This is a genomic window from Bradyrhizobium sp. AZCC 1577 (assembly GCF_036924575.1).
GTDB lineage: Bacteria > Pseudomonadota > Alphaproteobacteria > Rhizobiales > Xanthobacteraceae > Bradyrhizobium.
The window spans coordinates 1,769,483-1,788,509 of sequence record NZ_JAZHRQ010000001.1; the positions used below are offsets into that span (position 1 = coordinate 1,769,483).

A 19,027-nucleotide genomic window follows, 5' to 3' on the forward strand; every position below is an offset into this window, starting at 1 on the left:
GTTACATCCCCATCGTCATGAACTTGGTCCACGCACGGAACTGGTGGCGCATCGGCCACTCGCTGGTGCCGTTGACTGCTACGTTGGTCTGCCCGGCTTCGTCGGGGCTGTAGAGGCGCTGGAGGTTCACCCACTCATTGCCGTTCGAGTGCAGGCCCTCCTGCGCGCGTTCATACATTTCGAGATCATCATGGCCGACGATCGAGGTCGGCGCGTTGATCAGCCGGTTGTACATCAGCGTGCGCTCGAGCAGCATGTCGGGCGCATCGACGAGCTGGAACGTCCAGGATTCGACCAGCGTCTTGTTGGCCGCGATCGGCTTGAAGTGCCGCAATAACTGGATCGGCCCCTTGATCATGATGTTGGGGAAATAGACCGTGTTGTGCCGGTTCTCGCCGAGGATCGCCTTGGCGCGTTCTTCGCCATAGGCCGCTTTCATCTTGTCGAAATAGCCTGATACCGCCGAATAGTCGGAATGGATCGAGTGGTGCACGCCGGTGTGGCCGTGGCCATTGTCCCAGATCCGGATGCCCATATTTTCGAAGAACTCGTACGGACTCATGAAGGGAGCGATGATCTCGACCGCCATCGGCTTCTTGGTGCCGGGCGGCGCCTTCTTCCAGACTTCGACCACAGTCCCGGCGGAGGACTCATGCGCGACCATCGGATGGCAGGTGTCGGTCTGGTTTTCCACCAGCATCTTCCAATTGCAATTGTGCATGTAACGCAGCACGCCGCCGGCGACCTTGAGCTGGCCCACCGGCGAACGGTCGATCATGTTGTCGAAGCTCGATAGGCTTTCACCGAAGAACTCCTCGAAATCGAGGCCGCCGTCATTGATCTTGGCAAATACGAAGCCGCGGTAGTTGCGGACATGGCGCACCGGAGCCATTCCGCTCGCCGCATGGCTCTGTTCGAAGCCGGTATTGTCGTAGCCCTTCTTCAGGGGAATCGCGAGCAGCGAGCCGTCGGTCCTGAAGCTCCAGGCATGATAGGGGCAGCGGAAGAACTTTCCGGCATTACCGCAGGTCTCGGACGTGATGCGCGTGCCCTTATGCGGGCAGCGGTTGTGCAGCACCTTTACCGTCCCGTCAGTGTGGCGGACCAGCAGGATCGGCTGCGTGCCGATCGTGGTGCCAAAATAATCGCCGGGATTGGGGACCTGGCTGTCATGGCCGACATAGACCCAGCTATTCGGAAACATGTGCTCCATCTCGAGCTGGAACACTTCCTCGCTGACATAGACGTCGCGGTGAACTTCCTGGTCGCGGACCAGGTCGCGAATGGCCGCGACATTGCCGGCATATCGGGTCATGCGTTTCTCCATCACAGGTCGAGCACGAGTCGCTTGGTCTTCGCGCGCGAAATACAGATCTGCATCACCTTGTTCGAGGCCTTCTCGCTGTCGCTCAAGATGTAGTCGCGATGATCGGGAATGCCCGCGATCACCGTGGTCTGGCAGATGCCGCAATCGCCGCGCTTACAGTCATGCATTGGGTCTTCGCCGGCCTCGATCAGCACGTCGAGGATGGTCTTGCCGGCGGGAATCTCATAGACGCGTCCGCTGTTCCTGAGTTCGACCTCGAAGGCGGAGTCCCCGGACTTCTCTTCGGGCGCGGTGAAAATTTCGAAATGCAGCCGCCCTTGCGGCCAGTCCATCCGCTTCGCCAGCGCGATGGCTGCCTCGATCATCGGCAGCGGTCCGCAGAGGTAAAGCGGCACATCGGGGGCGAGCCGGCTCATCAAGCCCTCGAGGTCGAAGAAGCGACCGGCTTCGTCGTCGGCGTGGATGGTCGCTCCGGCGCTAGCCAGCCGCTCGATGTCGCCGAGAAAGGCGAGTTCGCCGCGGCTGCGGCCGGCATAGTAGAACGAGAACGGCCGCTTCGCCGCGTTCAATTCGCAGGCCATCGTGAGCAGCGGCGTTACGCCGATGCCGCCCGCGACAAGTGCCACTTCTCCCGCACCGGCTCGAAGCGGAAAATTGTTCGCCGGTGGCGAGATCGTCAGGCGATCGCCGGTCTTGAGGCCGTGCATAAAGCTGGAGCCGCCGTGGCTCTTGCTTTCCTGCAGCACGGCGATGCGATAGGCGGTCGGATGTTCGGCCGCGCGCGGCGACGCCGTTTCGATCAGCGAATAGGAGCGACGGCCAACATCAGGCAGGTGGATGTCGATATGGGCGCCGGCGGACCAGCCCGGCATCGGCGCACCGTTGACGCGCGTCAGCACGAATTCGCGAATGCGCGACGTGAGCGCCTCGGCCTTCGACACTACGACTTCGAATTGATCCATCCTAGGCGCCTTCGAACAGTGTCTCGACGGTGCGCAAGGCGCCGTCGAGTTCGTCGCCATCGGCGTCCTTCAGCGCCACCTTGGTCAGCCGCTGCACCCATTCGGCGGCATCCAGCCGGCCCGCCAGGCGCTCGGACGCAAGCATGACCTTGTCGAACTTCGATTCACCGCGCGAATGTGTGTCCGAGTAGCCGCCGACGAGACGGCGAGCCTCACATACGGCCGTCGCAAGCGCGGGATCGGTCCCGGCGAATTTTCGGACGCGCTGCACCCACTCCTCGAGATGGCGCATCTCGCGCGCGTGCCGCAGCGTGCGCCGTCGCAAGCGCCGCAGTCCGGCCACGCCGTACAGCAACAGGAACGACGACGGCGCGGTCGTGCGCAGTTTACGTCCACGATCGATCAGCCGGGCCAGCCACTGGCTACGCTCGACTTTTTCGCCGAGAACTGGTGGCAGGAGCCCCGCCATTTCCTCGATCCGCGGATGGAAGAACTCGGTGATCGCGACAATCTGGTCGTCGCCGGCGCGGACCTCGCGGCGGACCCGGTCGAATCGTCCCGCTCGTGTCTTCAGATCGGCCACACGAATCACGTCGTCATAGGCCATTGCGACCGCGAGATACTTTGCAAAAGCCTGCAGCAGGCCGGTCGCCTCGCGCGGCATCGCTTCGAGCCGGTCGAGATATTCACTGCCGTATGCGACGTCCTGATAGTCTACCACGCGCTGCAAGCCGGCGGCGACGATGCCATGCACCTCCGGCGGCAACTGCCGCGCTCGCGCGACCAGCGCGTCATAGCCGGCGTGGCCGATTGCGTCGAGGCGCGGAAAATGCTTTGCGAGCGGCGGCTTCGCCACAGGCTTGATCTTGGGATCCTGCTTGACCATGGCCACCGCCCGTTCGCGGCCGGCGGCGAAGGCGCGCAGGCTGGCATCGACACCGACCCCCGCGGCCCGGATCGTGGCTTCAAAATCCTCGGTGGCAAAGGGCAGAGCGCCGGAGCCCGCGAGCGCGCCGAACAGCACCGAGGACACCACGCTGCCGGTGGCGTCGGCGATCTCGGCCATGTCGAACGCGATGAAGCGGTTGGCAGCAACGTTTGCCGCCTCATAGACCTGCGCCGCGTCGGCAGTGCCGTCGCCGGGCGCGGTCTTCTCGATCACGGCCAATGAGCGGTGGGAGGAGCCGATCAACAGCGTGCGATCAGGCGAGACCAGCCCGCGCAGGATGGCGCGGCCAGCTTCCATCAATTCGGCGCCGATCACGATATCGACCTTGCCGGGTGCCGGCATCAGCGACAGCACGGGGTGACGATCCGGCCTGCTCGTGTCGGGCGCGATCATCTCGATATAATAGATCGTGGCACCGGTGCGCTGGGCGACGCCGGGCACCGAGGTGGATTGCGCGAACCAGCCGCGCCGCTCGGCCAGTGCCACGATCCAGTCCACCAGCACGCCGCCGCCCTGGCCGCCCATCGCCAGCACCGCAACGGTGATCGGGCGAGCCTGACTAAGCGCGATGGGGGAGGGCGCGACCGAGACGTTCATGCCGCCTCCTGCTCGAACGTGACGCGGCGTCCGGCGCGCCAGCGCTGCAAAGCGCCGATCATTCGTTGCCAGAGGCGGTCGAGCCGCGTTTCGAACGGGGTCGGATTGGATACGATGTCGGCGCGGTAGAATGAGGGACACAAGACGGCCGCGTCCGCGACCTCGCCGCAATGGCCGCAGCCGACGCAACTATTGTCGACGGCGGCGACCGGATTGTCCTTGAGGGGATCGCTGGTCGGCTTCACCGACAGCGAGGGGCAGCCGGAGAGGCGGATGCACGCGTGGTCGCCGGAACATACGTCCTCATCGACGCCGAAGCGCTCGCGCACGATGCGCTCGCCGCGCTTGGCGGCAGCGGCCACCAGCGGTTTCACGCGGCGCTGCTTGTTCAGCATGCACTCCGACGAAGCGACGATAATCTTCGGACCCTTCTCCTCCGTTGTCAGCGCCTCGCGCAGCGTGTCGCGCATGCGCGTAACATCGTAAGTGCGGTCGATCTGGCGCACCCATTTGGCGCCGACGCCCTTCACCGCCTCGACGATCGGGTGCTTGGTCGAACGCGAACGGTTGTCGGCGCGCGAGGACGGGATGTCCTGGCCGCCGGTCGCGGCGGAATAGTAATTGTCGACCACGACGATTACGCCGTCGTGCTGGTTGAAGACGGCGTTGCCGACGCCGCTGGTCAACCCGTTGTGCCAGAAGCCGCCGTCGCCCATCATCGAGATCGACCGCTTGCCTGCAGGTACGTTGAAGGCGGAGGCCGAGGCCGGGCCTAGCCCGTACCCCATCGTGGTGGCTCCGATATTGAAGGGCGGCAGGATCGAGAACAAGTGACAGCCGATATCGGCGGCGATGTGATGCGGTCCGAGTTCCTTCTCCACCAGTTTCATTGCGGAAAAGATCGGCCGCTCCGGACAGCCGGTGCAGAAGCCAGGCGGGCGCGGCGGCACCACGTCGGCGAGCACGCGGATTTTCTCATCGACCTCGGTGCGGTCGATGTTCGGTGCGCGCGCGGCATCCGACAAGGCATCCGGGCGCCAGCGGCGGATGAAAGCGCCGATCGCTTCGCCCATGACTTGTGCCGTATATTCGCCGGCCATCGGGAACAGGTCCTTGCCGTGCAGCTTGGCCGGAATGTCCGCGTTGCGCAGAATCTTGTGCAACGCCTGCTCGATGAACTCGGGCTGTCCCTCCTCAACCATCAGCACTGCCTTCTTAGCCCGGCAGAAGTCGATTACCTCGCGATCGACGATCGGGTAGGTCACGTTCATCACATAGAGCGGCACGCGTGTCTCGCCCCAGATATCGGCAAGCCCGGCCTCGCGCAGCGCGGTGACGACGCCGTTGTACATGCCGCCCTGCATGATGATGCCGATATCGTCGATGTCGCCGTCGAAGGTCTCGTTCATGCCGCGGGCGTGGATGAATTCGACCGCGGCGGGCCAGCGATGCTCGACCTTCTCCTTCTCGTGCAGGAACGAGGCCGGCGGCAGCACGATACGGTTGGTGTCGCGCGACGGCTGTTCGAGCGCGCGGGACAGCGGAAAGGCGGGACGGACGTTGTCGCGGGTAGCGAAGCGGCCATGCACATGGCAGGCGCGTATCCGCACCTCCAGCATCACGGGTGTATTCGACGCCTCGGACAGCTCGAAGGAATCGTGCACGGCCTTGACGATCGACGCCACGTTCGGCCGCGGATCGACCAGCCAGAGCTGCGACTTCATCGCGAACGCATGCGAACGCTCCTGCATGATGGAGGAGCCTTCACCGTAATCCTCGCCGATGATGATGAGCGCGCCGCCGGTCACACCGCCCGAGGAGAGGTTGGCGAGCGCGTCAGACGCGACATTGATGCCGACGGGCGCCTTGAAGGTGACCGCGCCACGCACCGGATACATCACGGAGGCAGCCAGCGTTGCCGCGGCGGTGGCCTCGCTGGCGCTGGATTCGAAATGCACACCGAGGTCGGAAAGAATGTCCTGCGCGTCCGACAACACGTCCATCAGATGCGAGATCGGCGCGCCCTGGTAACCGGCGACATAGCTGACGCCGCATTCCAGCAACGCCTTGGTAATGGCGAGGATGCCTTCGCCGCGAAATTCCTGCCCGGCACCGAGCTTCAGGTCTTCCACCTCGCGCGCGAAAGAGCGTTCTGCCATGCTCGCCTCCTGAGGGCTCGCCCGGAACTCCGGATGACCTAATATAATTTTAGACATCAAACAAAAATGATGTCAATCGAACCCGCGAGTTCTGAAGCCGCAAAACGCTTCACGCGCATTTGAGCGCAGTTTCTAGCCTGTTTCATAGGCTTCATGCACACGCGCCGGGCTTCCGATCGGCGGCCGGTTCGCTTGACAGGATATTTTAGCCATGAAACATTATTGAGGCGCGCGTTGCACTTGGCGGGCGCGCGCAAAACCGGCCTTTGCGGGAGACTGACATGACTCCGGTTTCGCCATTACGCGGGCCGTCGCGCGAACACCTCGCGTGGCCGTTTTTCGATTCCCGCCACAGCGAATACGTCGCCGCGCTCGACGCATTTGCAGCCGATCTTGGCGATACGCATGGCCATGACGTCGACGAAACCTGCCGTTCGCTGGTACGCCAGCTTGGCGCCGCCGGATTGCTGGAGGCATCGGTCGCGGGCGATCGGTCCGATGCGGTGATCGATTCGCGGCTGATCTGTCTCGCCCGCGAAACGCTTGCCTGGCACAGCGGGCTTGCCGATTTCGCATTTGCCATGCAGGGACTTGGAACCGGTGCGGTGGCGATTGCCGGATCGCCCGAATTGCGCGCGCTGGTGCTGCCGAAGGCGCGGCGTGGCGAATGGATTGCCGCCTTTGCCTTGTCGGAGAAGGAGGCCGGTTCCGACGTCGCTGCCATGGGCTGCAGCGCCCGCCGCGAAGGCGACCACTACATCCTCGATGGCGAGAAGACCTGGATTTCCAACGGCGGCATTGCCGACGTCTATACGCTGTTTGCGCGAACCGGCGAGGCATCGGGGGCGCGGGGCATCTCGGCCTTCGTGGTGCTGCCGGATGATCCCGGGTTTTCGATCGCCGACCGTATCGATGTGATGGCGCCGCATCCGCTGGCGACGCTGCGTTTTGATTCTTGCCGGATCCCGGCGGCGCGACTGTTGGGTTCGCCGGGCGAAGGTTTCAAGATCGCGATGCGCACCCTCGATATCTTCCGCGCATCGGTGGCGGCCGCCGCGCTGGGTTTTGCCCGCCGCGCGCTCGACGAGGCGGTGGCGCATGCACTGTCACGGAGGATGTTCGGTGGCGTGCTGGGCGACCAGCAATTGACGCAGGCAGCCCTCGGCGACATGGCCGCGGGCGTCGACGCCAGCGCGCTTCTCACCTACCGCGCGGCGTGGCGGCGCGACGTGCAGAAAGCTTCCACGACCCGTGAAGCGGCAATGGCCAAAATGGTCGCCACCGAAACCGCGCAAGCGGTGATCGACCGCGCCGTACAGATGTTCGGCGGCCGCGGCGTGCGCTCCGGCGAAGTCGTTGAGCAACTCTATCGCGAGATACGCGCGTTGCGCATCTATGAAGGCGCGACCGAAGTACAGAAACTCATCATCGGACGTGACGTCCTGAAGGCGGTCTAGCCGAACGGCCGTTCAGTCGCGTCCTGCTACGGAGTATGAAATGTTCGAGGTCTTGCAACCACCCGGTTGGGCCAAGCCGAGGGGGTACGCGAACGGCATCGCCGCGCGCGGCAAGATGATCTTCGTCGCTGGCCAGATCGGCTGGAACGAGCAATGCAAGTTCGAGTCCGATGATCTGGTGGATCAGATCGGCCAGACCCTGAAGAACGTCGACGCGGTCTTGCGCGCCGGCGGCGCGGCGCCGGGGCATGTAGTGTCGATGACCTGGTTCCTGCTCGATCGCAAGGAATACTCGGCGCGCCTGAAGGAGATCGGCGTGGCCTATCGCGACGTTATGGGTCGGCACTTTCCGGCCATGACGGCGCTGCAGGTATCTGGGCTGGTCGAGGATCGTGCCAAGGTCGAAATCCAGGCGATCGCAATGATACCCGACTAGATGAATTGACAACGCGACGCCGGAAGCGGCGCCAACTCACAGGAGGGCGACATGGCAACGAAAGCGCGTGAAAACCACCGGGAAGATGTGGCCGGGCGGGCCAATGTCGAAGACACCCCTGAATTGCTCGCCTACTATGACGAGCTCGAACGGCTGGAGGCGGGCGCACTCTGGACAGTCGCGAACAAGATCGAGCCGTGGCAGCCCAAATCGTCCTCCATTCCGGTGCTGTGGCGCTATGAGGACCTCCGCGCGCACGTGCTGCGTTCCGTTGAACTGGTGTCGCCCGAAAAGGCCGGGCGCCGCGTCATCTATCTGAACAATCCCGGACGCCGCGAGCACGCCGCCGCGGTGGGCTGGCTCTATTCCGGCCTGCAGGTGATGCACCCGGGCGAGGTCGCATCCGCCCACGCCCATTCGGCCTCTGCGCTCCGCTTCATCATGGAAGGCGAGGGCGCCTATACCATCGTCGATGGTCACAAGATGACGCTCGGTGCCAACGACTTTGTGCTGACGCCGAACGGCACCTGGCACGAGCACGGCGTCTCCAGCGACGGCACGCCCTGCATCTGGCAGGACGGCCTCGACATTCCCCTCGTCAACACGCTCGAAGCCAACTTCTATGTGGTCCACCCCGACCTGCAGCAGAGCGTCGGTTATCCCGTCGACGACATGACGCATACCTGGGGCAATGCCGGCCTGCGCCCGGCGGGCGCCGAATGGTCCAAGGGATATTCGCCGCTGCTGAAGTATGAGTGGGGTCCGACCTACGAGGCGCTGGAGCGTTACGCCAAGGCGACCGACGGCTCGCCCTATGACGGCGTTCTCATGAACTACGTCAACCCGGTGACCGGCGGTCCGGTGATGCAGACGATCGGCGCGTCGATGCAGATGCTGCGGCCGGGCGAAAGCACGCGCGCGCATCGTCACACCGGCAGCTTTATCTATCAGGTCGCCAAGGGGCGCGGTCATTCGATCATCGACGGCAAGCGCTTCGACTGGAAGGAGCGGGATATCTTCTGCGTTCCGTCCTGGGCCTGGCATGAGCATGTGAACGCATCCGCCAGCGAGGACGCCTGCCTCTTCACCTTCAACGACCTGCCGGTCATGCACGCGCTCGGGCTCTATCGCGAAGAGGCTTTTGGCGACAATGGCGGCCGCCAGCCGCTCGTACCCTAGAGCTTCGGTTCTGATCAATCAGAACCGAAGCTCTCGATTTTTGTTTGACGCGTTTTCTTCACGCGAACCGGTATCCACTTCGCTTGAAAACGCTATAGGAGGGCATCGTGCGTCTTGTTACCTATCGCAGCACCGTTGAAGCTGCCGCCCGTCTCGGCGCGGTTGTCGGCGATCTCGTCGTGGACGTGGAGAAATTGGGCCAGCATACCGGGGTTTCTCTTCCCTCATCGATGCTCGACTTCATCGATCTCGGACCGCCGGCCTTGGCGGCGCTCAAGAAGATGCTGAACGAAGGCAGGGATAACTGGCCAGTCGGCGCTGCGTTGCCGCTCGCAAACGTCAGGCTGCTCGCGCCGATACCGCGTCCCCGGAAGAACATTTTTGGCATCGGCCTGAATTATGTCGAGCACGTCGCGGAATCCTCGCGCGCGCTCGACACCGCAAAAGATCTGCCCAAGCAGCCGATCATCTTTTCGAAGCCACCGACCAGCGTCATCGGACCGGACGAGGCCATTCATCACAACAAGGCGATCACGCAGCAGCTCGACTGGGAAGTTGAACTCGCCGTCGTGATGGGGCGAACCGCACGGCGCGTGTCGGAAGCTGACGCGCTCGGCTTCGTGTTCGGCTACAGCGTGATGATCGACGTCAGCGCCCGCGACAACCGCCGTGCCGGCCAGTGGATCTACTCCAAGGGGCAGGACACCTACGCGCCGTTCGGGCCGTGCATCGTCACGGCAGATGAAATCACCGACCCGCATGCACTCGATCTGTGGCTCACGGTGAACGGCGTCGAGAAGCAGCGCTCCAACACGCGTCACATGCTGTTCAAGGTGCCGCTCCTGATCGCCGACATTTCGGCCGCCATGACTCTGGAGCCGGGAGACATCATCGCGACGGGCACGCCCGAGGGCGTCGGCGCCGGCCGCGCTCCGCAGGAATGGCTGTGGCCGGGCGATGTGGTGGAAGCCGAAGTAACGGGCATCGGCCGGTTGCGTCATCCGGTGGTGGCGATCTGAGAGGCCGGCATGATCTTCAACATGGAGACGCTGGAAGCGCAAAACCGCTACAAGATATTGACGGCCACGGTGACGCCGCGGCCGATCGCCTGGATCACCACGCTCTCCGCGAGCGGCGTGATCAATGCCGCGCCGTTCAGCTTCTTCAACGTGATGGGGCATGAGCCGCCCACTGTCGCGATCGGACTGCTGGCGGGTTCGCAGCGATTCAAGGACACGGCGGCGAATATCCTCGATACCGGGGAATTCGTCGTCAATCTCGTCGCCGAGCGCAACGCCGAGGCCATGAACATCACGTGTATCGACGCGCCGCCCGAAATCGATGAACTGGTGCTGGCCAGACTGACCCCGGCTGCTTCGCAGGCAGTGCGCCCGCCGCGTATCGCGGAATCGCCGGTGTCATTCGAGTGCCGGGTGCTCACGTCGCTGGTGACAGGACCGCGACAAACGGCCGTGATCGGTCGTATCGTTCGCGCCCATATCGACGACGCAGTGATCCTAGACAGGGAGCGCTGCCACATCGATACGCAGGCGCTGCGGCTGATCGCCCGCATGCATGGCAGCGGCTGGTATGCGCGCTCCACCGACCTGTTCCAGATCGATCGACCAACCTGGGCGACGTGGCAGGAAAAGAACGTCAAGGCGGAGCCTGCGTGACAGGATTGCCGATACGCGAGGCGACGAAGCGGAGGACATCTTGAAGATCGCAGTGTTGGGTGGAGGAAACGGTTCGTTCGCGGCCGCCGGCGACCTCGCGTTGGCCGGTCACGAAATCCGGCTGTGGCGGCGAAATCCCGGAGATGTCGACGCACACCATGCGCAGGGCGATACGATAACGGTCATCGATCGATCAGGCCGCCGTGAAGTCCGGCTGGCTGCGATCACATCTTCGATCGCGGAAGCGATCGACGCTGCCGATCTCATCCTGTGTCCGGCGCCGGCTTTTGCGCAAGGCGCGATCGCCGAATTGGCCGCGCCGCATTTGCGCGACGGCCAGGTCGTGTATTTGCCGCCCGGCACATTCGGCTCCTACATCTTTGCGCGCGCCGCGCGGGACGCGGGCAACCGCGCGGAGATTGCAACGGCGGAGACCGGGACCCTGCCGTGGTTGGCGCGCAAGCAGGGCCCTCATGCGGTCCGCATCTCGGGCAGGGGCGCTCGATTGCCAACCGGTGTGTTTCCGCAGCGCCTTGCCCCGCACGCGCTTGATGTGATCGAGCGCGCGTTTCCGAATGCCATCGAGCCATGCGGCGATGCGCTCTCGGCGGCGCTGATGAATGCCGGTCCGATCATTCATCCGCCGCTGATCACCATGAACGCCGGTCCGATCGAGCATTTCGACAAATGGGATATTCATAAGGAAGGAACGCAGCCGGCCATACGCCGTGTCACGGACGCCCTCGATGCTGAGCGCATCGCCGTTCGCGAAGCGCTCGGCTATGGAAAGCCGCATTTTCCCCTGGCCGATCACTATTCGCGGGATGGTGAGCCCTGGATGTATGCGCGCGACGCGCACGAGCAACTCACCGATTCCGGCGATTGGTCCGAACGCCTCATTCTTGTCGAGCACCGCTACATGCTAGAGGATTTGCGTCTCGGCCTGTCGTTCCTCGCATCGGTGGCCGGTCTTGCTGGCGTGCACACCCCGCTCGTGAAGGCGTTCCTCGCGATCGGCTCCGCCATCACCGGCGAGGATTTCGCGGTGACGGGCCGGAGCTTGTCCTCGCTCGGCCTCGGCGATCTCGACCGGGCCGCGTTGCAAAATCTTCTAGCGGAGGGTTTCCGATGAAACCGGTGATCGGATGCCTCGGCGCTGGACGAATGGGCCGCGGCATTGCCGTCGTGTTCGCTTTCGCCGGTCATCAGGTTGTCGTCATCGATTTCAAGGAACGGGAGGCGTCGGCCTTCGAGGCGTTGGCGGCCGAAGCTAAAGTGGAAATTCGCTCAACGCTCGAGATCCTCTCGCGCATCGGCCTTCTCCCGCCGGAACTTGTGCCCACAATTGCCGAGCGGATCACGGTCGTGTCCCGGGACGAGGCGGCCACGGCGTTGCCGCGCTGCGATGTCATCTTCGAGGGAATGCCGGAGATCCTCAGCTTAAAGCAGGCGGCGCTGGCCGAGGCCTCGCGGCTGGCGGGCGAAGGCCTGATCATCGCCTCGACCACCTCGACGATCCTGGTCGACGACCTCGCCGGATCGATCGAACATCCCGGCCGCTTCCTCAATGCGCACTGGCTCAATCCCGCCTACCTCGTGCCGCTGATCGAACTGTCTCCCGGTCGGCTCACCGCGCCGGAGACGACAGCGCGGATGAAGACGCTGCTCGAAGGCATCGGGAAGGTGCCGGTCGTCTGCGCGGCACGGCCGGGCTTCATCGTTCCCCGAATCCAGGCGCTGGCGATGAACGAAGCCGCCCGGATGGTCGAGGAGGGTGTCGCCTCCGCGGAAGATATCGACAAGGCCGTGATCTATGGCTTCGGATTCCGCTTCGCGGTGCTCGGCCTGCTCGAGTTCATCGACTGGGGCGGCGGCGACATCCTGCATCATGCCAGCCGCTATCTGGTCGAGGCGCTCGGCGACAGCCGCTACGCCGCGCCGCCGATCATTGCCGCCAATATGCGCGAGGGCCGCATCGGCATGAAGACCGGACAGGGATTCATGAACTACGAAGGCATTGATCAAGACGCCTATCGCGAGCAGCGCCTAGCCGCTTTTGCCTCGGCGCTGCGGGCGATGGGGCTTGCGCGCGAACCCGTCGCGTAACGCGAGCGCTGCCCTAGCTAGCTAGATCTAGTGTGCTCAGATGATGCGAGGCCCCATTTCTACTTTGCATGGGGTTGTTTTCGCAATTTTTGGTCCCGCTCTTAGTTGCTCTAATGCCCGCCGAGATAGGCCGCGATCAGCTTCGGATCGTGGATCAGGGCGTCCGCCGGCCCCGATTGGATGATCTCGCCGGTTTCCAGCACATAGCCGTAATCCGCGGTCTCCAGCGCTGCGCGGGCGTTCTGCTCGACGAGCAGGACCGACACGCCGAGGCTCCGCAGCGAGGCGATGGTGCGGAAGATTTCACGGACGATGAGCGGCGCAAGGCCGAGACTGGGTTCGTCGAGCACCAGGAGCTTCGGCTTCGCCATCAGCGCACGGCCGAGCGCCAGCATTTGCCGCTCGCCGCCCGACAGCGTGCCGGCGGCTTGCTTGCTGCGCTCCTTCAGCCGCGGAAAGCGGTCGAACACATCGTCGAGGCTTTTGCGCGTCGTCGAGCGATCGCGCAGGCTGTAGGTGCCGAGCAACAGATTGTCGGCGACCGACATATCGGCGAACAGCTCGCGCTTCTCGGGCACGAGGCAGAGACCACGTTCGACACGTCCTTCGACATCGATCCGCGCAAGATCATTGCCTTGAAAGACCATTCGTCCGGTGGACTTCAGCAGACCGATGGCGGCCATTAGCAGCGTCGTCTTGCCGGCGCCGTTCGGCCCGATCACGGTCACGATCTGCCCTTGCTCGACCGAAAGCGAGACGTTCCGCACCGCCTCCACCTTGCCGTAGGTGACCGACACATTCTCGATCGAGAACATCTGTGTCACGCGACACCTCCAAGATAGGCTTCCTGGACGCGGGCGTCGTTGCGTATTGCCGCCGGTTCGCCTTCGCAGAGTTTTGAGCCGAAATCGAGCACGACGATGCGGTCGACCAGCGACATCACGAACTCCATGTCGTGCTCGACGAGGAGGATCGTCAGATGGTCGGCGCGAAGCGACCGCAGCAGTTCGGCCAATTTTAGCTTTTCCTGGCGGCGCAGACCGGCCGCGGGCTCGTCGAGAACGAGCAGTGTCGGGTCGGCTGCGAGCGCGCGGGCGATCTCGAGCACGCGCTGATTGCCGAGCGGCAGGTTGCCCGCGAGCTCGAACGGCTTGTCGCCGAGCCCGACCCGCTCGAGCTGCTGCAACGCCTCGTAGCGTGCACTGGCCTCTTCCGCCTGATTCAGGCGGAGCGCGCCGGCGAGCAGGCCGGTCCTGGTGCGCGAATAGGTGCCGAGCAGCACGTTGTCGAGCAGCGTCATGCGCGGGCGCAGCTTGACATGCTGGAAGGTGCGGGAGATGCCGGAGCGAGCGATGTGGAATTGCTGGTCGTGGGTGATGGAGTGTCCCGCGAAAGCGATCTCGCCGCTGTTCGCGCGCAGCGCCCCCGTGAGCAGGTTGAACATCGTGGTTTTGCCGGCGCCATTCGGCCCGATCAGCCCGAGGATCTCGCCGGACCTCACTTCGAAGCTGACATTGTTGACGGCGACGAGGCCGCCAAACCGCCGCTGCGCGCCGCTCACCTTAAGAAGAAGCGTGCCGGGTGCCGGCTGCTCGCGGCGCGGCAGCGGGTTAGCCGGTTGCGGACGGGACTGCTTGAGGTCCGGGAGGAAACCTAACAGAAACGGAACGATGCCTTGCCGGGCCCGCTGCAGGAACAGAATGAACAGTGCCGAGAACGCCACGATCTCGAGCTGGCCGGAGGCGCCCTTCGCAATCAGCGGCAGATAATCCTGCACGGTGTTCTTCAGCAGCGTGACGATCGCAGCACCAACCACGCCGCCCAAAATGCTGCCGGCGCCACCGACCATCGCCATCATCAGATATTCGATGCCCATGCCGGCCTCGAATGGCCCGGGGCTGACGAAACGGCCGAGATGGGCATAAAGCCAGCCCGACAGCGCGCCGAGGAATGCGGCGATCACGAACGTCACCAGTTTGATCTGGAAGGCGCTGATGCCGAGGCTTTCGACCAAGGTATTGCCGCCGCGCAGCGCGCGCATCGCGCGGCCGATGCGGGAGTCGAGAAGGTTGTAGCAGAGGAGGAGGACTGCGACGACGATCGCCCAGATCAAGAAATAGATCTGCCGACTCTCCACCAGCGCGAACGGGCCGATCGAGATCGGCGGAATGCCCGAGATGCCATTATGTTGGCCGAGCCCCTGGATGTTGCCGAACAGGAACGCGATTGCCAGTCCCCACGCGACCGTGCTCAGCGACAGGAAGTGGCCGCCCAGGCGCAGCGTCACGAAGCCCAGGATTGCCGCGATGCTGCAGGTCAGAATGACGGCCAGCACCAGTCCGAGCCAGGGCGAATAGCCGTTCAGCGCTGTGACCCACGCTGTCGCATAAGCGGCGACGCCAACGAAAGCGGCCTGGCCGAACGAGACGATGCCGCCGACGCCGGTCAATAGCGCCAAGCCGATGGCCGCAAGCGAGTAGATGCCGATATAGTTCAGCAAGGTGATGCTGAACGGATTGAGCACAAAGGGTGCCGCCACGAGGCAGGCGATCGCCGCGGCAATGATGAGACGAATCTGCTGCGGCGTCATTCCTCGACTTCCTCTTCGGAATGTTGCGAGGCGAGCGAGCGCCAGAGCAGCACGGGAATCAGTAGCGAGAAGACGATGACGTCCTTCAGGGTGCTGCTCTGGAACGAGGCGAAGCTTTCGAGAAGGCCGACGCCGAACGCGCCGAGCGCAGCCCCCGGGTAGCTCGTCATGCCGCCCACGATGGCGCCGACAAAGGCTTTCAGGCCGAGCAGAAATCCGGAGTCATAGAAGATCGTGTTCACCGGCGCGATGAGGATGCCGGAGACGCCCGCCATCAGTGATCCCAGCAGGTAAGCGATGGTCCCGGCGCGCGACGGCCTGATACCCATCAGCCGGGCGCCGGTCCGATTCAGGGCGGTCGCGCGCAGCGCCTTGCCGATCAGCGTGAAGTCGAAGAACAGAAACAGCAGGCCGCTGAACACCAGCGCGGCGGCCAGGATCAGCACCGTCTGTCCGGAGACGTGCACCCCGGCGATCTCCATCGCCATCGACGTCAGCGGCTCGGTCCGGACGCCTTCGGGGCCGAAGAACAGCAAGCCAAGTCCGACCAGCGCGAAGTGGAGCGCGACCGAGACGGTCAGCAAGAGGAGAACAGAGGCATCCGCGATTGGGCGAAACACGATCCGGTCCAGTAGCGGCGAGATCGGCATGATCAAGAGCAGCGCCAGCACGATCCTGACCGGCATAGGCGGGGTGAAGCGCATCGTCAGCCAGACGGTCCCGACGACGATCAGGGGCAGGACGAGATAGAACAGGACGGCCTTCGGCACCGCGCGAAGCTCGCCGGACCGCGCCAGCGAGACGACTTCCATCGCGCAGGCCATGCACGCCAACACGACAACCAATCCGACTGTTCCGGGAAGCTGCTTGGCATCCAGCGCCGCCAGCGTCAGCGCCGTGAAGGCTGCGATGTCGCCGAACGGAATGAAGATCACCCGCGTAACGGTGAAGATCAGCACGGTGCCGATCGCCACCAGGGCGTAGACCGCCCCGGTGGCTATTCCGTCGATCGCAAGGATCGCTGCGATGTCTGCCGTCATGCCCTCAGTCGTCCTTCCGTGTTACGCCTCGGCATCGCTCAGGGCTGGTAGGTCCAGGCGCCATTGACCAGGCGAACGATCACCAGCGCGCGCTCGTCCACGCCGTGATAGGCACCGGGTTTGAAGTTGTAGACCGCGTGCACGCCCGAGAGCTCCTTGGTGTTGAGGATCTCGTCGCGCAGGGCCTTGCGGAATTCGATGGTGCCGGGTTTAGCGGTCTTCAGCGCGCGCGCCGCGGCTGACGTGAAGATCATCCAGCCGTCGAAGGAATAGGCCGAGAAGCCGTCCGTGCTCGCGAGATTGTTGGCCTTCTGGTAGGCGGCGCGGAATTCGAGCGCGAGCTTCTTGGCGAAATGGCTGTCCGGAAGCTGCTCGGCCACGATGACCGGACCGGCCGAGACCTGAATGCCTTCCGCGGCCTTGCCGCCGACGCGCACGAAATCGGGATTGACCAGCGCGACCGTGCCGTAGGTCTTGCCCTTGAAGCCACGTTCGCCGAGCGCGAGCAGCGGCAGCGCGCCCCGCGTGCCCGATCCGCCGATCAGAACGGCATCCGGACGGACGGCAAGAACCTTAAGGATCTGGCCGGTGACCGACGTATCGACGCGCGCATAGCGCTCGTTGGTCAGCACCTTGATGCCGTCCTCGGTTTCGACCGCCTTGGCGCCGTTGTAGACGAGATCGCCCCAGGCATCGGAAAAGCCGATATAGCCGATGTTCTTCATCGCGTCGCGCTTCATGCGATCGGCGACGACCTTGACCAGCAGCGAAGCGGGTTGCGGAACGGAAATGCCCCATTGGTCCGCCGGATTCGGTTGTCCGATCACCGGAGAGACGGCGATCATCGGCACTTTCAGTTCGGTCGCAACTGCCATCATGGCGATGGTCGATGGAGCGGTTGCGGTGCCGATCAGGAGGTCGACCTTCTCTTCCTCGATCAGCTTGCGCGCATTTCGGGTTGCGGCGGAGGGATCGGAGCCGTCATCGAGCTGGATCAGCTTGATCTTCTCGCCGTTGACCTCGTTCTTGTACTCCATCGCAGCCTGGATGCCGCGTCCATATGGGATGCCGATCGAGGAGCCGGGCCCGCTGAGCGACGTCACGAAGCCAATCGTGATGTCGGCCTGTGCGGTCGATGCCGCAACGAGGCCGCCGATGAGGGCAGTCAAACTCAACATCTTGCGCATTGCATTCCCCTTGGTTGAAAACAGCCGCGACCTGAGCGAGATGTCAGCATGGATCGGGTCGGACCAGCACGATCGATGCCGTGATTGTCGCCGAAACCCGGCGCGGGTCCGGTCCCCGCCTCCGGATGGGAGTTATGAAATGAGCGTCAGCAAAGCCGGTTCCAATCTCGAGCGCCGCTTCGTCACGACGCGTTTTGGCCGCATCCATGTCGCGACGGCCGGAACCGGGTTTCCCGTTCTCCTGCTGCACCAGACGCCACGCTCGTGGGACGAATACCGTGATGTGCTGCCGCTGCTCGGCCGCGATTTCCGCGCGATCGCAATGGATACGCTCGGCTTCGGAGATTCCGAGTGGCCTGCCGCTGATCCTTCGATTGAACTGTGGGCCGAAGGGGCGTTCGCGCTGCTCGATGCGCTGGAAGAGCCGCGGGCCGCGATCGTCGGTCATCACACCGGCGCGGTGATTGCGGTCGAAATGGCCGCCTCGGCGCCTGCGCGGGTGAGCGCACTGGTGCTCTCGGCCTGTCCTTTCGTCGATGCGGCGCGCCGGGCCAGGCATGACGGCATGCGTGTGATCGACCAGGTCGAGGCGCGTACCGACGGCTCCCATCTCACCGAGCTCTGGGCGCGCCGGCAGCCGTTCTATCCCGCTGATGATATCGATTTGCTGCAGCGCTTTATGGTCGATGCGTTGCGGGCTGGCGAGATGGCGGCGGAAGGCCATCGGGTGGTGAATCGCTATCGGATGGAGGATCGTCTGGGAAGCATCCAGTGTCCCACGCTGGTCATTGCTCCGACAGCCGATCCGCACGTTCATCCCGTGGCTCCAAGAGTTGCCGGAGCTATCGAGGGTAGTATCTTGCGCGAGCTCTCAGGAGGCATGGTGCCGCTTCCCGATCAGATGCCCGAGACCTTCGCCGGCTTGGTCCGCGACTTCGTCGCCGCCGAGGTGGCCAAGGGCGGGAACGGCACCTGAAGCGCCGGATCCAACCGCGGCGGATGCGAACCCGTCTGCAACACCTGCTGTTTCGAGGTCGATAATCTCAGCCACGATTGATGACCTTTATCAACGCAACGACCAATGCGACGCATGCCCGCACAGGCGTGGATGCCCGTCAATTGTTTAAAGCCTAAAGTATTTATCGGCCGAACGTCAATACGCCAGCTTCGTGGCTTCGCGGAAAAGTTTGCGGCGGCGCGTGCAAGCGCAAAAACTGAATTCGCCTATGCAAAAGCGTGAGGCGCTCTCTGCCTGTCCTTTCGGCAACTCGATCTCGTCGCGCGCAGATATCGTCGGAAAGCCGTTCAATTGACGCGAAAATTATTTTGTGGTTGAAATATTTCAGTCGATGGAATGGCGCG

The 19,027-nt window shown here is 63.7% G+C and carries 16 protein-coding genes; 8 read left to right on the forward strand and 8 right to left on the reverse strand.

The window, feature by feature from the left end:
• Nucleotide 1 precedes the first annotated feature (1 nt).
• Genes V1278_RS08310 through V1278_RS08325 form a run of 4 tightly spaced genes read right to left on the reverse strand, consistent with a single transcriptional unit; the run spans nt 2 to nt 5,994 of the window.
• Nucleotides 2–1,315 carry an aromatic ring-hydroxylating dioxygenase subunit alpha gene (locus tag V1278_RS08310; RefSeq protein WP_334380266.1) on the reverse strand — a complete coding sequence of 438 codons (1,314 nt, stop codon included), beginning with the start codon at nt 1,313–1,315 and terminating at the stop codon, nt 2–4.
• Nucleotides 1,316–1,326: 11 nt separating this feature from the next.
• Nucleotides 1,327–2,289: a PDR/VanB family oxidoreductase gene (locus V1278_RS08315; RefSeq protein ID WP_334380267.1), complete on the reverse strand. Its 963-nt coding sequence runs from the start codon at nt 2,287–2,289 to the stop codon at nt 1,327–1,329.
• A 1-nt stretch (nt 2,290) separates the two neighbouring features.
• Nucleotides 2,291–3,835, reverse strand: coding sequence for an indolepyruvate oxidoreductase subunit beta family protein (locus V1278_RS08320; RefSeq protein ID WP_334380268.1), 1,545 nt, complete (start codon nt 3,833–3,835; stop codon nt 2,291–2,293).
• Nucleotides 3,832–5,994: an indolepyruvate ferredoxin oxidoreductase subunit alpha gene (locus V1278_RS08325; protein WP_334380269.1), complete on the reverse strand. Its 2,163-nt coding sequence runs from the start codon at nt 5,992–5,994 to the stop codon at nt 3,832–3,834. Before V1278_RS08325 ends, V1278_RS08320 begins: the two co-directional genes overlap by 4 nt.
• A gap of 281 nt (nt 5,995–6,275) precedes the next feature.
• On the opposite strand from V1278_RS08325, the gene V1278_RS08330 reads away from it, so the two are divergent.
• The 7 genes from V1278_RS08330 to V1278_RS08360 all read left to right on the forward strand — a co-directional run bounded on the left by V1278_RS08330 (nt 6,276) and on the right by V1278_RS08360 (nt 12,848).
• On the forward strand, nt 6,276–7,451 hold the full coding sequence (locus tag V1278_RS08330) for an acyl-CoA dehydrogenase family protein (RefSeq protein WP_334380270.1): 1,176 nt from the start codon (nt 6,276–6,278) through the stop codon (nt 7,449–7,451).
• A gap of 40 nt (nt 7,452–7,491) precedes the next feature.
• Complete coding sequence (locus V1278_RS08335; RefSeq protein ID WP_334380271.1) at nt 7,492–7,887, forward strand: RidA family protein; 396 nt, start codon at nt 7,492–7,494, stop codon at nt 7,885–7,887.
• Nucleotides 7,888–7,938: 51 nt separating this feature from the next.
• A complete protein-coding gene (locus V1278_RS08340; protein ID WP_334364856.1) occupies nt 7,939–9,066 on the forward strand; it encodes a cupin domain-containing protein in 1,128 nt (375 codons plus the stop codon).
• Between the two features lie 107 nt (nt 9,067–9,173).
• Complete coding sequence (locus V1278_RS08345) at nt 9,174–10,085, forward strand: fumarylacetoacetate hydrolase family protein (RefSeq protein ID WP_334364855.1); 912 nt, start codon at nt 9,174–9,176, stop codon at nt 10,083–10,085.
• A gap of 9 nt (nt 10,086–10,094) precedes the next feature.
• A complete protein-coding gene (locus V1278_RS08350) occupies nt 10,095–10,742 on the forward strand; it encodes a flavin reductase family protein (protein WP_334364854.1) in 648 nt (215 codons plus the stop codon).
• Nucleotides 10,743–10,782: 40 nt separating this feature from the next.
• Nucleotides 10,783–11,874 carry an NAD/NADP-dependent octopine/nopaline dehydrogenase family protein gene (locus V1278_RS08355; protein WP_334364853.1) on the forward strand — a complete coding sequence of 364 codons (1,092 nt, stop codon included), beginning with the start codon at nt 10,783–10,785 and terminating at the stop codon, nt 11,872–11,874.
• Entirely contained in the window at nt 11,871–12,848 is a 978-nt protein-coding gene (locus V1278_RS08360; RefSeq protein WP_334364852.1) for a 3-hydroxybutyryl-CoA dehydrogenase, read from the forward strand. The genes V1278_RS08355 and V1278_RS08360 overlap by 4 nt, the downstream gene beginning before the upstream one ends.
• A 110-nt stretch (nt 12,849–12,958) precedes the next feature.
• Here the strand turns inward: V1278_RS08360 and V1278_RS08365 are convergent, their stop codons facing one another.
• Genes V1278_RS08365 through V1278_RS08380 form a run of 4 tightly spaced genes read right to left on the reverse strand, consistent with a single transcriptional unit; the run spans nt 12,959 to nt 17,665 of the window.
• Complete coding sequence (locus V1278_RS08365) at nt 12,959–13,663, reverse strand: ABC transporter ATP-binding protein (protein ID WP_442893774.1); 705 nt, start codon at nt 13,661–13,663, stop codon at nt 12,959–12,961.
• 5 nt (nt 13,664–13,668) lie between these two features.
• A complete protein-coding gene (locus V1278_RS08370; RefSeq protein ID WP_334380273.1) occupies nt 13,669–15,438 on the reverse strand; it encodes a branched-chain amino acid ABC transporter ATP-binding protein/permease in 1,770 nt (589 codons plus the stop codon).
• Nucleotides 15,435–16,478 (reverse strand): branched-chain amino acid ABC transporter permease, encoded by a 1,044-nt coding sequence (locus tag V1278_RS08375; protein WP_334380274.1) that lies wholly within the window; start codon nt 16,476–16,478, stop codon nt 15,435–15,437. Before V1278_RS08375 ends, V1278_RS08370 begins: the two co-directional genes overlap by 4 nt.
• A 38-nt stretch (nt 16,479–16,516) precedes the next feature.
• Nucleotides 16,517–17,665 carry an ABC transporter substrate-binding protein gene (locus V1278_RS08380; protein WP_334380275.1) on the reverse strand — a complete coding sequence of 383 codons (1,149 nt, stop codon included), beginning with the start codon at nt 17,663–17,665 and terminating at the stop codon, nt 16,517–16,519.
• Nucleotides 17,666–17,804: 139 nt separating this feature from the next.
• On the opposite strand from V1278_RS08380, the gene V1278_RS08385 reads away from it, so the two are divergent.
• Nucleotides 17,805–18,641: an alpha/beta fold hydrolase gene (locus V1278_RS08385; protein ID WP_334380276.1), complete on the forward strand. Its 837-nt coding sequence runs from the start codon at nt 17,805–17,807 to the stop codon at nt 18,639–18,641.
• The last annotated feature ends 386 nt before the right edge of the window (nt 18,642–19,027 follow it).